This window comes from Solibacillus sp. FSL K6-1523 (assembly GCF_038005225.1).
GTDB lineage: Bacteria > Bacillota > Bacilli > Bacillales_A > Planococcaceae > Solibacillus.
Genome location: NZ_JBBOSU010000001.1, coordinates 440,896 through 455,679 on the forward strand (window position 1 = coordinate 440,896; position 14,784 = coordinate 455,679).

At 35.3% G+C, this 14,784-nt stretch carries 13 protein-coding genes; 7 read left to right on the forward strand and 6 right to left on the reverse strand.

Annotated features, from left to right (window positions below):
* Window positions 1–17: 17 nt before the first annotated feature.
* On the forward strand, window positions 18–716 hold the full coding sequence (locus tag MHI10_RS02125) for a CoA transferase subunit A (RefSeq protein ID WP_340782498.1): 699 nt from the start codon (window positions 18–20) through the stop codon (window positions 714–716).
* Window positions 716–1,348, forward strand: a complete 633-nt coding sequence (locus MHI10_RS02130; protein WP_340782500.1) for a 3-oxoacid CoA-transferase subunit B — start codon at window positions 716–718, stop codon at window positions 1,346–1,348. Before MHI10_RS02125 ends, MHI10_RS02130 begins: the two co-directional genes overlap by 1 nt.
* A 106-nt stretch (window positions 1,349–1,454) precedes the next feature.
* Here the strand turns inward: MHI10_RS02130 and MHI10_RS02135 are convergent, their stop codons facing one another.
* The 4 genes from MHI10_RS02135 to MHI10_RS02150 form a co-directional block, all read right to left on the reverse strand.
* A complete protein-coding gene (locus MHI10_RS02135) occupies window positions 1,455–2,648 on the reverse strand; it encodes a multidrug effflux MFS transporter (protein ID WP_340782502.1) in 1,194 nt (397 codons plus the stop codon).
* 404 nt (window positions 2,649–3,052) lie between these two features.
* The gene (locus MHI10_RS02140; protein ID WP_340782504.1) at window positions 3,053–3,259 is read right to left on the reverse strand and encodes a YwbE family protein; all 207 of its coding nucleotides are present in this window, start codon (window positions 3,257–3,259) and stop codon (window positions 3,053–3,055) included.
* Between the two features lie 88 nt (window positions 3,260–3,347).
* On the reverse strand, window positions 3,348–4,172 hold the full coding sequence (locus MHI10_RS02145; protein WP_340782507.1) for a sulfite exporter TauE/SafE family protein: 825 nt from the start codon (window positions 4,170–4,172) through the stop codon (window positions 3,348–3,350).
* A 136-nt stretch (window positions 4,173–4,308) separates the two neighbouring features.
* Complete coding sequence (locus MHI10_RS02150; RefSeq protein WP_340782508.1) at window positions 4,309–6,012, reverse strand: ABC transporter ATP-binding protein; 1,704 nt, start codon at window positions 6,010–6,012, stop codon at window positions 4,309–4,311.
* A 210-nt stretch (window positions 6,013–6,222) separates the two neighbouring features.
* Between MHI10_RS02150 and MHI10_RS02155 the strand changes: the two genes are divergently transcribed.
* Window positions 6,223–7,149, forward strand: coding sequence for an HNH endonuclease (locus MHI10_RS02155; protein ID WP_340782510.1), 927 nt, complete (start codon window positions 6,223–6,225; stop codon window positions 7,147–7,149).
* Entirely contained in the window at window positions 7,146–7,523 is a 378-nt protein-coding gene (locus MHI10_RS02160) for a hypothetical protein (protein ID WP_340782513.1), read from the forward strand. Before MHI10_RS02155 ends, MHI10_RS02160 begins: the two co-directional genes overlap by 4 nt.
* A gap of 49 nt (window positions 7,524–7,572) precedes the next feature.
* On the opposite strand, the gene MHI10_RS02165 is transcribed toward MHI10_RS02160, so the two are convergent.
* Together MHI10_RS02165 and MHI10_RS02170 are read right to left on the reverse strand one after the other, a co-directional pair.
* The gene (locus MHI10_RS02165) at window positions 7,573–10,431 is read right to left on the reverse strand and encodes a DEAD/DEAH box helicase (protein ID WP_340782516.1); all 2,859 of its coding nucleotides are present in this window, start codon (window positions 10,429–10,431) and stop codon (window positions 7,573–7,575) included.
* Between the two features lie 18 nt (window positions 10,432–10,449).
* Complete coding sequence (locus MHI10_RS02170; RefSeq protein ID WP_340782519.1) at window positions 10,450–10,842, reverse strand: (deoxy)nucleoside triphosphate pyrophosphohydrolase; 393 nt, start codon at window positions 10,840–10,842, stop codon at window positions 10,450–10,452.
* 203 nt (window positions 10,843–11,045) lie between these two features.
* On the opposite strand from MHI10_RS02170, the gene MHI10_RS02175 reads away from it, so the two are divergent.
* From MHI10_RS02175 to MHI10_RS02185, 3 genes are read left to right on the forward strand one after another with little or no spacing between them, the layout of a single operon-like run.
* Complete coding sequence (locus MHI10_RS02175) at window positions 11,046–12,971, forward strand: hypothetical protein (protein ID WP_340782521.1); 1,926 nt, start codon at window positions 11,046–11,048, stop codon at window positions 12,969–12,971.
* Window position 12,972: 1 nt separating this feature from the next.
* Entirely contained in the window at window positions 12,973–13,824 is an 852-nt protein-coding gene (locus tag MHI10_RS02180) for a hypothetical protein (RefSeq protein ID WP_340782524.1), read from the forward strand.
* Entirely contained in the window at window positions 13,814–14,587 is a 774-nt protein-coding gene (locus MHI10_RS02185; RefSeq protein ID WP_340782527.1) for a hypothetical protein, read from the forward strand. Before MHI10_RS02180 ends, MHI10_RS02185 begins: the two co-directional genes overlap by 11 nt.
* The last annotated feature ends 197 nt before the right edge of the window (window positions 14,588–14,784 follow it).

Here is a 14,784-nt window from a genome sequence, read left to right on the forward strand (position 1 = left end):
AGGGGAGGCGCGTGAAGATGGGGAAAGTAGTAGCATCTGTTCAAGAAGCGATTCATGATATTGAAAATGGCGCAACGATTTTAGTGGGAGGCTTCGGACTTTGTGGTATTCCAGAAAACTTAATTGCTGCTGTACATGACAAAGGGGTTAATCAATTAACGGTAGTAAGTAATAACTGTGGCGTGGATGATTTTGGCTTAGGGGTTTTACTTCCGAATAGACAAATTAAAAAGATGGTTGCTTCATATGTAGGGGAAAATAAATTATTTGAACAGCAGTTTTTAGATGGTGAGCTTGAAGTTGAGTTAACACCACAAGGAACACTTGCTGAACGAATCCGTGCTGGTGGTGCGGGTATCCCAGGCTTCTATACCGCAACTGGGGTAGGAACAGCGATTGCAGAAGGAAAAGAAGACAAGGAATTCGATGGCAAGACCTATATTTTAGAGCGTGCGATTACAGGTGATTTTGCACTTGTAAAAGCATGGAAGGCAGATCGCTCAGGCAATCTTGTATTCCGTAAAACGTCGCGCAACTTTAATCCGCTTGTTGCGACAGCGGGGAAAGTAACGATTGTGGAAGTGGAAGAACTGGTCGAGGTGGGCGAGCTTAATCCAGATGAAATTCATTTACCGGGTGTGTATGTACAACGTATCGTTCACAGTCAGGTTTATGAAAAACGCATCGAACGCCGCATCTTAAGGGAGGAATCGTAATGGATACTCGTTTAACAATTATACGCCGCGCTGTAATGGAAATTGAGGACGGGATGTATGTCAATTTAGGAATTGGGATGCCGACGTTAATAGCCAACGTCATACCTGTACAGTACGATGTCATGCTACAATCTGAAAACGGTATGCTTGGCATTGGTCCATACCCGACGGAAGATGAAGTAGATGCAGATCTTATTAATGCTGGAAAAGAAACGGTAACGGCGCGGGCAGGGGCATCTTATTTTGATAGCGCAGAAAGTTTCGCTATGATTCGCGGTGGTCATATTGATGTGGCCATTTTAGGTGGCATGGAAGTATCGGAAACAGGTGACCTTGCGAATTGGATGATTCCAGGGAAAGTTGTTAAAGGTATGGGCGGTGCCATGGATTTAGTCGTCGGTGCGAAAAAAGTGATCGTTATTATGGAGCACACGAATAAATACGGCGAATCTAAAGTAAAACCAGCTTGCACATTGCCGTTGACAGGAAAAGGGGTAGTCCATCGCCTCATTACAGATTTAGCCGTGTTTGATTTTAAAGATGGTCGCATGCAATTAGTGGAATTACAAGAAGGTGTGACGCTCGAGGAAGTTCAAGCGAAGACTGAGGCGCAGTTTGAAATAGCGTTATAAGGCGTATGAAATTACACTAATAAAAACTAAACTTTACGCTAAATAAAAAAATCCATTTTGAACTTTCTTCAAAATGGATTTTTACATAGCAAATTAAAATTTAGTTTTATAATAAATGATTATCCTTTTTATTAAGTAAGGATAAGCTTATTAGTAGCATAACAATCCCTAGTGCTAAAAAATATAGTGGCATGGCAAGGACTGTTCCATTATGGAAAATGCTCATACCATAAATTGTAGCGCTGACGAGTAAATAATAACCTAAGCTAAATATCGCACCCGCAGAACCGATGACATCTTGAAAATTACTGAGTGCTAAGCTTAAACAGTTCGGTAAAGCAGTACCTGTACCAAATAAAATAATGAAAACACTAACAATCATAGTTGGCATTTGTAATGAAATCGGTAAAAAATGTACCGATGTAGCGAACAATGTCCCGAGGAGCATAATGGCTAACCCGCGAACGATAATCTTTTCGGGTTTTGTATGGCTAACGAGGTGTTTAGAAAGCATCGCACCTGCGATAGAAGCGAGCGCAACGACAATGCCTAAAAAACCATACATCGCACTTGTTAGTGTGAAATATTGTGTAAAAATAAATGGTGCTTCGGTATAATAGCTAAATAATATGCCGTTAATACCGCCAATTAATATGCCGTAGCACCATAAACGTGCATTTGTAACCATGCGCTTCACTATTGGCAATAGAGGCTTCATTTCGATTGTAGTAGGCGCGGTTTCAGGCAGATGTAAAAACGCATAGCAAAATACAATAATGCTCATAGCAACTAACACCAAAAATACGATTTTAAAGCCAAAATAATAATCGGTAAAGCCACCGATTAATGGGCCAAGTGCAGGTGTGAAGGCAAGGGCAGCTGAAATTTGTGCAAACAATTTATGACGCTGGGCACCAGAGAAACTTTCGCGTAAAATCGTTTGTGTCACGATAGAGCCAACACTTGCGCCAAATGCTTGAATAAAGCGTGCGACTAATAAAACCACGATTTCATTTGCTATTAAACAAAGTACGTTACCAACAAAATATAATAATAGCCCATAAAGCATTGCCTTACGACGACCAATTTTATCGGATAAACGCCCAAAGAAAAATACTCCCAAGGCAAAAGCGATAAAGTACACACTCATCGTAAGCTGTGCATCCCTCATAGAAGTTTCAAACGCGTCTGCGATAGAAGGTAATGATGGGCTAAAAATAGTTTCACTAATTTGTGGAAAGCCTACTAATATAATTAGTAAAAATAGGCTAGGTGTTTTGTTTCCGATGTTTTTCTTCAAAATAATCCTCTCCTAGATAATTATAGGTTTGAAAGAAAAACATCGTAGCTTGGGAAATGGTGGCTTCACGAGTTTAATTTTTTTCTAAATCCCTCATGAATTCACTTCCTTTTAATTGAAAATACATAAAAAATTATATCATCCAATGGGATAAAATGGTGCAACTATTCTATAAACGATTGAACTTTATTGCAAATAACGATGTCTAATCAATACAGTGTGGAAATAGAAACAGTTATTGGCGATACTGCTTATCCTAGAAAAGATAAATGACGGTATGCAAAATCAGAAACAACAATATGTATAAGAAAGAGGATATATGCTCAAATATTGAACATAGCATCCTCTTTTTAGTTTAGTTTAGTGAATGGTTAACAATTTCTTTAGTGGAGAATAAAGGCATGCTATTGAACACCATTCGGATACGTTTGACACACACGCCCAACTTGTCCATCGGTTAAGCGCACCTTAATTCCATGCGGATGTGAACTGCTATTTGTTAGTAAATCCTTCACAACACCACGCGTTTTTTTACCTGTACGTTGATCTTGTTTTAGTACGATGTCGACTTGCAAGCCTGCATACACATCGCTTCGATTTTTCCCGTTCATTGAGAATCGCTCCTTTTCGTGATTGTTTTAGTAGTATAGCATGGTAGCTGAATTTATTGTATGTCATGCAATTCATAGCAATATTTAATTAGATGATTTCCAAAGCAACTTGACCGATTAATAATAGTAGAATAATTGTTAGTAATCCTTTTGCAAATCGTAAAGGTATTTTTGCTACGATGAGTAAAGCAAGTTGTGTACCAATAATCGATCCGGTAGCTAGAGCAATCGCATAATCCCATTGTAGGAAGCCTGTTTGATAAAACACGATAAAAGCGCCTAAACAACTACCAAAGTTCAACACGCGACTCATCTGTGTTGCTTTGACATATGTAAAGCCAGATTTTAAGAAATATAAAATACTAAATGAAGAGGAGCCAGGACCAAACCCACCATCATAAATTCCGATAAAAAATGAAACGATAGAAATACGCGCGGGATCTTTACTATTTTCAGCTTGATTTGAAGCAGCACTCTGCCAACTATTACCTTTTAATGAAAGGGCTAAAGCGAATAACAGTAAAAATAACGCAATCGTATTGAGCCAATTTTCAGGTATGGAAGACGTCACAAATGCCCCGATACCGCCGCCAATGATTGAAAACACGATGTATTTTTTGATCACTGCCCATTTCAATTGTCCAGCCTTCAATAAAACGAATAAACTTGATAATGAAGCAATGCCAGATGAAAATTTGTTTGTCGCAATACTATATTGAATCGGAATGCCGAGAAGCATCATTGCAGGTAATGTAATTAATCCACCACCACCAGCTAAAGTTCCAACAAATGAAGCAACAATGCCAACAGTTATTAAAATAAGGAGAAACTCTGTACTAGAAGAGGAGTTGATTTGTGTTAATAATAAAATTCCGATAATCAAAATTAGTGCGAGTCTAAGAAAAATGCGCATATCATTTCCTCGTTTTCGTTATTTTAGAGTAATATTCATGGACTAGCTGTAACGGTTGCAGTTTTATATTAAGAAAGCTCATTCCATTGCAATGAATAATTGTCATTAATGGAACGAGCTTTCCTTCATTTAAAAGTTAAGCATGATGCAACTTAGCAAAGATGCCTTCTTTTTTCAGCAAATCTTCATAAGTGCCTTGCTCTTCAATCCCATTTGGCGTTACGACGAAAATATAATCCGCATCACGAATCGTTGCTAAACGATGCGCGATAATTACGGTTGTACGGTCCTTTGCCAAATCGCTGAGTGACTGCTGAATAATGCGCTCCGTTGCCGTATCAAGGGCAGACGTCGCTTCATCCAATATTAAAATCGGCGGATTCTTCAAGAACATTCGTGCAATGGCAAGACGCTGTTTTTGCCCGCCTGATAATTTAAGTCCACGTTCACCAATTTCCGTTTCAAATCCATCCGGCAACTGCTCGATAAATTCAAGTAAATTCGCCTTTTCCGCAGCTTGTAAAATTTCCTCAAAACTTGCTTCGAGATTACCGTATCCGATATTTTCACGAATTGTACCCGTAAATAAGAAGACATCCTGCTGTACCGTACCGATTTGCTTACGAAGTGAATGTTGCGTAAGGTCACGAATATCATTGCCATCAATCATAATTTCACCATCTGTCACATCATAAAAGCGGGGGATTAACGCACTAATCGTCGTTTTTCCTGAACCAGATGGACCAACAAATGCGACCGTTTTACCAGCATGCACTTTAAATGACATATCCTTCAGTACTTGCTTGCTATCGGCATAGTTGAAGCTCACGTTTTTAAATTCAATATCGCCATTTAATTGATTTACCTCAAGTGCATTTGGACTGTCCACAATCGACGGTTCCTGATCAAGTAAATCACAATAACGTTTAAAGCCCGCCATCCCTTTTGGATACATTTCAAGGAGGGCACTAATTTTATCAATTGGTTTAATTAATACATTCGTATACAGCACGAAACTAACAAATTCCCCGTAAGATAACAGGCCTTGATAGGAAAGCCAAGCGCCGACAACAAGCACCGTCAGCGTCATTAAACGCGTCACAATATAAATGCTTGAATGGGTGCTCGCCATCACTTTATACGCATAAAGTTTCGCCTTACGGAACAAGCCATTTTGCGATTTAAAGCGCTCTTTCTCAAATTCCTCATTCGTAAATGATTTCACAACGCGAATCCCAGAAAAACTATCCTCCACGCGTCCATTCACGTTAGCAATCTCACTATACATAGTGGTCCAACCCTTTTTCATGCGCTTATTGCTCATATACATCACAATAATAAGGAACGGCACCATGATGAGTAAAATGAGTGCCAGTGTCGGATTAATATTGAACATAATCGTAAATGCCCCGATAAAGGTCATCACTGCAATGAATAAATCTTCAGGCCCGTGATGCGCAAACTCCCCAATATCAAATAAATCGTTCGTAATGCGACTCATTAAATGCCCTGTTTTCATATTGTCAAAAAACGTAAAAGGCTGACGCTGCACATGATTGAACAACTGCTGGCGCATATCCGTCTCAATATTCGTCCCAAGCTTATGCCCTAAATAGTTGACGACAAAGTTCAAGCCGGTACTAATAATGTACGTAATGAGCAGTAAAATACTAATCTTCACAATCGCGTCCCAATCGTTCGTAGGTAGCAAATCATCGATAAACCATTGCACCGCCATTGGGAATAAAAGGTCTAAAATTGCCACAACAATCGCACTCGAAAAGTCGATAATAAACAAGCGCTTATGCGGTTTGTAGTATGAGAAAAATCTTGTAAGCATAGGTCGTCCTTTCTTTATGTATCACGCAAAACTAGAAAGCGGGATAAATATAGTGTTATTAAGTGGAAATCGTTATTAATTGGATTATAGCACTTTTTGAAAGTTTTTCGAGGGGCGAAATAATTAAAGGTGACGGAAAGAATCCAAATCTTATTCGAATAATAAGAGAAATGATAAACTATATAAAACGATAGATTGAAGGGTATCCGTATGAATTTTTATATTGTTATGCAAGGCCAAACATATGATGAGGCAAAAAGTAACCAAGTAATTTGGTGTTCGATTTTCGATAACAGCGGGAAAACACCACATTCTTGGGAACGCATGAGAGAAGTAAAAAAAGGCGATGCAATTTTCCATTGTGTAAAGGGAGAAATTGTAGCAGTAAGTATCGCACAAGAAAATTGTTATGAAGGCGCGAGTCCAATAAATGAATCAGGAAATATAGGAAACATGTTCTCAGCTAATTATGAGGAACTAGCATTTTCTATTAATATTAAAGAGCATTTTGATGTTATTCAGCCACTATTGCCAATTAAATATTCACCATTCCAATCAAATGGTGATGGTAACCAAGGCTACTTATATCCATGTAATGAAATGTTAGCAATTAAGCTACTTGAGCTTATTAGTGATGCGAATATTTATGAGGAAAATGAAGAACAGCTTGAGTTTGCAATTGGGATGATTGCACAAAAAGAACGTAATACACTAGCACCGGTGTTAATTGAAACAGAAGCAGAAGCAAAGGTGAAAATCCGAAAAGGGCAACAAAAGTTCAAAAAGCACTTAACTCCATTATGGAATAATCAATGTGCTTTATGCGGTATTACATTGCCAGCATTGTTACGGGCAAGTCACGCAAAACCATGGAAAGACGCAACAGATGAAGAGCGCCTCGATCCGTATAATGGTATTTTATTATGTAGCAATCATGATGTTTTATATGACCAAGGTTATATTGCCTTTGATGGGACAGGGAAAATTCATATTTCATCTGAAATCGAAAAGATCGATTACATAAAATATGGGATTCATGAAAAGATGCGTGTTAATCGGGTGGAAGAGAATAAGAAGTATTTTAAATGGCATAAGCGGGAAGTATTTAAGGGAAGAACAGGGAAGGTGATAAATTGAGTGTTGTAAAGGTAGAGAGTGACTATGAAATTACTTCAGATATAACTATAAAAGTATTATGGTGTTTAGGGGATGGCGATAATGGAAATATCGATGAAACATTTGGATTGGAAATTGAAATAGATGAGTGGAATGTTCCGAAAGATGAGATAAATGGGATTAATTGTTTTTCATTTGGGTATGAACCTTGGTCTCAAGAAGTGTGGGAAAAGTTTGGGATTTACATTGAAAGTGTAATTAGTAAACTTCCTAGAACGGAGCAAGCACTAGCAGATTTCATTGAATGGTTACTTTCATTTGAATGTATTTATACACGAGGTAAAGATCATTTAAAAGATTTGGATTATATTAAGGAATTAATAAAAGATATCTAAAAGAAAAGGAGCTATTGCTATGGTTGTACCCGTAGCAATAGCTTGTTTTTTATTCTTCTACTAAATAGTGATAAATATCGTATTGGACCGGTTCTTCAAGCACCATATTCATAGTTACGACAGACTTCCCATCAGGCATTGTTTCATTTTTAGCGGAGTCTTTTACAACCGTTGTTTCTCCTAAATAATAAAAATCAGTACCTTCACCATCATCCTTTTTTATAAATAAATGAATAGCATTTGGTTTTTCATGGTGATTTAAAATTACTTGAACTTCTTTAGATTCGATATTCAAACGATTTCTAGAAAACCATCTAAATAAATCAGGTGCTAAAAATTCATCCCCATAGGCTGTACTTGATTCTACATCATCTTTTTTATGATACGTAACAAAAATAGGTGTAGTATTATGACGCGTTCGGTAGCCATAGATAGTGGAAGAACCATCTTTGTCCCAATTTAACAAGCGACATACATCACGTCGTGAATACTTTTTATACTTTGTTAAAGGCGTTTTTGAGTCATATGTTTCATGCTTCATTAATCCGCATTTAATAATATCCTCTATGAAATCTTTGAAATCTAAATTTTGTAAACTTATCGTGATCTCATCATTCCATTGAATAGTTTGATCATTAAATATAATTAAAGGTTGTTCACCAAATTTCTTTGTTTCATTTTGACCATGAAAGGCTAATGTAAAAATTCTTTCAACCGAAGAAAGTGTATCTTTATCAGTATATGTGCCGAATTTATTTAAAGTTTCTATCCATAGATCTTTTGTTATTCGAGTATTTTGTAATAAAAGTTGCATTAGTATAATTTCATGTACACGTTTCCCATTTAAAAATTCTTTGGAAAGCATCGTTAATACTTTTGTTTCATAACTAGTGAATGTAAATGGATTTTCTTTTATTTTTACTAAAAAAGAATAGTAGCTATCAGCATAGTTGATAATTACTTCTGGATCCAAAGATTGCTGTTTTAGGAAATCAAATAAATAGGGCAAACGTCCAATACGATTTTTTAACTCAATAAAGCTTTCGCGCAAAATTCTTAATGTAGATAGGTTTGCATTAGAAATGGCATCGAAAATTTGCTTCTTCGCGATTTCCTCAAAATTAATTGTAGAAATGCCTTGTATATAATCGGTATTAACGGTGCGACGGCGAACATTGTCCTTATTCATTGATCTATCACCAGAAAGTGCAATAGGGATTAAAAAGTTGTTTTTATAGTTGCCGATAAAATCAATAATCGTCACATATTCCTTCACTTCATGTTTACGTAATCCACGACCAAGCTGCTGAATAAAAATAATACTTGATTGAGTTTGACGTAACATTACAATTTGATTAAGAAATGGAATATCAATACCTTCATTAAAAATATCCACTGTTAAAATATATTCCAATTCACCATTTTCTAACTGAGCAATTGCTTCTTCGCGTTCGTCTTGTGTATTGTCTCCAGTGAGTGCAAGCGTTTTATATCCGCGCATATTCAATAAATTTGAAAGTAACTGTGTTTCATCTTTAGTACTACAAAACATTAAACCCCGAACTCGATCTCCTGAAAATCCATAGTAAGAGATTTTTTCGATAATATGGTCAATCCGCTCTTTATGAATCAGCTTTTGCAAATCCGCTGTTTCGTCAATTAATTCACCATCAAGCTCATAATCTGTTACACCAAAGTAATGAAATGGGCAGAGCATATCTTCCTCTAATGCAGCCTGCAGACGAATTTCATAAGCAACATTGTAATCAAATAGCTCATAAATATTGAATTGGTCTGTTCGTTCAGGAGTAGCAGTCATTCCTAGTAGAAACTTTGGTTCAAAATAATCAATTATTTTCAAATATGAGCCCGCTCCTGCACGATGGACTTCGTCAACTAAAATATAATCAAAATGATCTTTTGCAAATTGCTGTAAATATGGATCCCGTGACATTGTTTGAACGGTTGCAAATAAATAACGTGCTTCCGTATTTTTAACATTCCCAGATAAAGTGCCGTAATCATCTGGATCACCTAGCAAAATTTTACGGAAATCTTGCATAGCTTTCTTTAAAATCTGTTCACGGTGAACAATGAATAACATTCTTTTAGGCATAGCATTTCGAACATCAAATGCAGATAAGTATGTTTTTCCTGTACCAGTTGCGGAAATAATAAGTCCCCGATTAGCGCCACTTTGACGAAGTAATTTTAACTGTTCGAGCGCAGCGGTTTGCATTTTATTCGGTTGAATTTCTAAGCTTTCTCTTAATGGATTTGTTACATATAAAGGTGGAGAAGCTACTTTGATTGCAAATTCAGGTTTTTCATATAATGCATTATATTGAAGAACCCATTCCTCTGATAAGGGAGTAGATTCTTGCCAAGTTTGATCAAATTGATTTTTAAAATGATGAATGACCTCTCCATTTTCAAGAGAAGTTAAATAAACATTCCATTCAAAATTTGCCTTTAATGCACTATCTGTTAAGTTGGAACTTCCTACGATAAGAGAATAGTGCTGTTCATGTTCAAAGATATAACCTTTTGAATGAAAACCTTTTACATCTGTTACTCGTACTTCTACATTTTTTAATTTCAATAACTCTTTAAACATCTTAGGTTGATTAAAGCTTAAAAATGTAGAAGTTAAAATGCGCCCTGAAACACCTTTTCTCTCAAGATCATAAAGCATTGTTTTAATTGTTGCGAGCCCACCTTCTGTGATGAAAGCGACTGAGAAAGTGAAGGTTTTGCAAGTTTTCATTTCTTGTAATAAAGATGAAAGCACATTTTCATGCGCCTTATTTGATAATAATTTAGGCTTAAATTGAGAAGAAACGGCTTTATTTTGATCGATGAAACCTTTATATAATGAGTTCTCAAGTTTTTGAATTAATTGCTCCATTAAATCTCCTCCTCAATATTACGATTGTGTTAGTTTTTCAACAGCAGGTATATCTGCGGGTGCAAAATTTAGCGTATGCAATGCATTACGAGGTACCCATTTTGCATCGGCATGTTCTAATATTGTGGGGATTCCTTTTGTAATTTGAGCCATATATGTTTCAAGACGAACGATAAACGTCCCGTAGTCATATGTAGTATCTTCCACTTTTTCTCCGACTGAAATTTCGCAAGCAAACTCCTCTAATATTTCTCTACGTAATGCTTGCTGAGGAGCTTCACCTTTTTCAAGTTTTCCACCGGGGAATTCCCAATAGTTTGGTAGTGACATTTGTGAGCTCCGAAGTGCGCAATAAATTTCATTTTGTTCGTTCTCTATAATAGCTCCAACAACATGTATCTGTTTTTTCATATTGAATCCATCCAATCCTATGTATTACCTCACATTATATAGAATGCGGGAAGAATAAGGTGCGGAATTTATTAAATTCAATTTATTACCTTAATTTGATCATACCTCATTTTAAATGTATAGTTGTAAATAGAAAGTAAAAAGTAATGGTTTCTTATTGAGTTTATGGGTAATTTTACATATAAGTGGTAGAGGTGAATAATATGTCGGTAACAGAAAATAATGAGAAGTTGTGGAATTTCTCTCCGATTCCGAATATTGAGGAGTCTAATTTTAATAAAGTTTTAGAACGTTTTTATGGACTAGGTATTAAAGGACTGACAAAGGAAAATATCCAAAATTCATTGGATGGAAGATTAAAAGACAGTAACTTACCGGTTATCGTAAAAATTGAACTTGGTAAAACGCAACAAACTAACATTCCAGGAATTGAAGATGTTAAGGTCCACATCCGTAGTTTAAAGGGAAGAAATAGCTATACAGTAGAAACAATTGAACATATGTTGAAAAGTATGGATCAAGAGGAAGCGTCTTATGTTTCATTTGAAGATTTAAACACAAGTGGGCTTACAGGAGCAAAAAATGGTCAAAGCAACTCGAAAGAAGACACTTGGGGAATATATGCATATAACAAAGGTGTCCATTTTGAGGAAAAGGACGAGGCTTTTGAAACGACGCGTGGTGGTTCACACGGGATCGGTAAAATCGCTTCCAATGCTGCATCAGACCTTCATTTAATGTACTTTGCAAACTGTGATCAGGACAATAATCAGCATTTAGGCGGTACGGTTCAGTTGATCGAACACGAACATGAAGAGCAGTGTTATCGCTCGACAGGTTATTTTGCAAAAGTAGAGGACAATGAAGGGCAATCGAAGTTTTATCCATACGAAAATAAATATCATGAGATTTTTCAAAAAAATGAGCGGGGTTTAAAGATTATTATTCCTTTTTTGAGAAAAGAATTTAACAATGAGGACGAAATTATCAAAACAATTTGCGATAACTTTTTCGTATCAATTTTACAAGGAAATTTAGAAGTGTATGTAAATGAGTATTATTTAACGAAAGAAACAATCCATACCTTTTTAGAAAATCCCAAATACTATGAGCAAAATATGATGGATATGAAAAAGGTATTTACACCGCTTTATTATAAAACGTATTTACAAAAGCAACCGAGGACAATTGTAGTAAACAATAGTGATGAAGAATTTGAGTTTAAGTTGTATTTTACATATGACGAAGCGATTCCAAAAGGTCGTGTTGGTATTGTCCGTACAATTGGTATGAAAATTGAAGATTTTAAAGTAAAAGCGAATGCCTCGAAACCTTTTAATGCCGTACTTATTGGCGGATTTAAAGAAGATAAGTATTTGAAGTCATTAGAAAATGAATCGCACACTGAAATTTCTTCAGAGCATATTAAAGATGCAAAAATAAAAGCGAAAGCAACGCGTTTTATAAATAATTTATCAAAAGAAGTAGCGAAAGTTATTGATGAAGAAATGCGCAAAAATAATCCGACAGATGAAGAAATTGATACTAAAGATTTAATTTATTTAATGGAATCACAGTTTAAATCGGATTTAGAAAAAGCGATGGGTTCGGTCAAAATAAAAAACGGTAAATCAATCTTAAAAACTACGACGAACACACATAAAGAAGTGAGAGGAGAAGGCGAGAATAAAGGGGATGTGAGAGAGAAGCCTAAAAGTGATGTGAAGCGTGTACCGAAAAAGACCCAAGATGGTAATAAAGCAGCACCAGATGAAGCCGATGATGCAAAAGAAACATTTCGTGTAAACTCAAATATTGTGGAACGTATAATTGTTCAAAATACGGAGTACCTTCAATTTATGTTCTCTACAACTGATGAGATGAAAAGGGTTAAACAATGTAATATTGCAATGCGCATTATTGATGGCATGGGGGAAGAATTTACAGATAGCTTTAGTTTATCTAACAATTACATTCAAATTAAAGATGAATTAAAAGGAACTCTATGCAAAATTAAGGATAACAAAATAATTGATGTTGCGGTTCAAAAAGGAATAGTCAAATTAAAGATGAATGTGCATGAAAATTACAATGATGCATTGAAATTCATTTATTACGTAGAGGTGTAACATGATTTACAAAAAAGATGCTAATTTCCCGTATCCAATTTTAACAAATACAACGACCGCATATATGAATCCGTATTTTTCATTGGATGTGAGATTAGAAGAGAATACGAATGCGTACCGCTTTTTACTAGATTACGAAGTGGGTTCAACTTTTATTAATAATTTGATTCAGAAAAACCAAGCGACTGTCATTTTTATTATTCAATCAAAAGATACACGTTTTGTGAAATTAACGCCGAATCAATCCTATATAGATATAGAAAAATCGAGAATTTCATTGAACAAGCGGACTTCCATACAACTTCAAATTCAAACAAATGAAGAGATCGGTTTTACTAACAATGACGATTTAACATCCTTTTATGAACCATTTAAAAATGAAATTATGCTATCAAAAAATAAATTACTAGGTTTTTCGAATGTCGTTATTTTTGAAGGAAGCATCCAACAACCACTTGTATTATTTGAAAAAAAATTGAATGAAAATTTAACGTCAGATATAAAAGTTGAGCTTGGAACGGAAACAATTATACTTCACTATAAGAAAGCTGAATTTCAGTTCAATGGTATGCGCAATAGCCGTAACTTTAATACACCTTATTTATATATTGGCTTGCAAAAGGCACTTCAAAACTTTGTAAGTGAATGCGGAAGGGATGAAGGAGCTGTGGACTTAACGCATTGCGACGTTCCGGAAACGGGCTTAGATTATAAGCTATATAATTTAATGGTGAAAAAGATGATTACGGAAATTTCTAATGAAAATATCGATGAAGTCATTTCACTAATCTCTGAAAAAATGATTGAGAAATATTCAATGGCGGTAAGGGAGCTTGATCAAAATGGAGATTAGATTATTAGCAAAAGGCTATAAAAATAACGTACAGTTTTATGAAGATTTTTTAGAAGATAAAATAATAGGGAATGAAGATTATTTTTCAGAGGAATATGTAACTATTACAGATATCCCAAACTTTCCGTTCTACATGGGGAAGGAATCTGGAGAAGGGCGAAATAAAGCCTTTTTGGAAGCATTTCAAATTATCGCAAAGTACTACATACTAACAGACCGTGAGTTACATTTAGATGAGCGATTTTGGCATTCTTTATTAGTGACGAAAAAACGTGATTATATTTTAGAGAAATATCCAGCTGTAAAAGAAGGTTTTTCGGAGTTTAAAAAAATCGTAATAAAAAATTTCGATTGGGAAAATTATATTTATAAATGTGTTCTTGCTGCTGAGTATATTGAAGATATTGGTGAAAATGAAATAGAGAAGAGTCACTTGTATCAGCTTGTTCTAGATAATTTAGATGTTTATAACTATATTATTAAGTATCCGATTTTTAGAAATGCAGAGTTTGTTGTAAAAATATTAATGATCATTGATGAGCTCAACATTTCAAAAATAATGAAAGCGAATATTAAAAACCGTCCGGACTTAGGAAAAGATACACGATATGGGCGCCAAGTAATTTACGAATTAAATAAAAATTATCCGATTGTAATGGCACCAATGATGGAGAAAGAAGATTTAAAAAAAGAAGTATTGAAGGCACTTAGTTATTATTATGATATATCGAGTATTGGAAGGGAATTAGTTTCGATTAACTAACCATACAAAAATTCATTCTCACAAAATAATTTCAGTCCGAGAAAATTCACATATATTTTTCAAGGTTAAAAATGCAGAAGTAACTTTCTTCAACCGCAAAATCCCTGTTCATCCAAATTTATATACAACTTAAATATAAATATGTGACAAATTGATGCTAAAGTCCTTGTTTGGCGCTTATTAAAAAATAAGTTGTG

Coding starts and splice junctions, on each gene's coding strand:
- MHI10_RS02165 (WP_340782516.1), bottom strand. CDS start 10,431: ATGGAGCAATTAATTCAAAAACTTGAGAACTCATTATATAAAGGTTTC.
- MHI10_RS02125 (WP_340782498.1), top strand. CDS start 18: ATGGGGAAAGTAGTAGCATCTGTTCAAGAAGCGATTCATGATATTGAA.
- MHI10_RS02150 (WP_340782508.1), bottom strand. CDS start 6,012: ATGCTTACAAGATTTTTCTCATACTACAAACCGCATAAGCGCTTGTTT.
- MHI10_RS02155 (WP_340782510.1), top strand. CDS start 6,223: ATGAATTTTTATATTGTTATGCAAGGCCAAACATATGATGAGGCAAAA.
- MHI10_RS02170 (WP_340782519.1), bottom strand. CDS start 10,842: ATGAAAAAACAGATACATGTTGTTGGAGCTATTATAGAGAACGAACAA.
- MHI10_RS02180 (WP_340782524.1), top strand. CDS start 12,973: ATGATTTACAAAAAAGATGCTAATTTCCCGTATCCAATTTTAACAAAT.
- MHI10_RS02145 (WP_340782507.1), bottom strand. CDS start 4,172: ATGCGCATTTTTCTTAGACTCGCACTAATTTTGATTATCGGAATTTTA.
- MHI10_RS02140 (WP_340782504.1), bottom strand. CDS start 3,259: ATGAACGGGAAAAATCGAAGCGATGTGTATGCAGGCTTGCAAGTCGAC.
- MHI10_RS02185 (WP_340782527.1), top strand. CDS start 13,814: ATGGAGATTAGATTATTAGCAAAAGGCTATAAAAATAACGTACAGTTT.
- MHI10_RS02175 (WP_340782521.1), top strand. CDS start 11,046: ATGTCGGTAACAGAAAATAATGAGAAGTTGTGGAATTTCTCTCCGATT.
- MHI10_RS02130 (WP_340782500.1), top strand. CDS start 716: ATGGATACTCGTTTAACAATTATACGCCGCGCTGTAATGGAAATTGAG.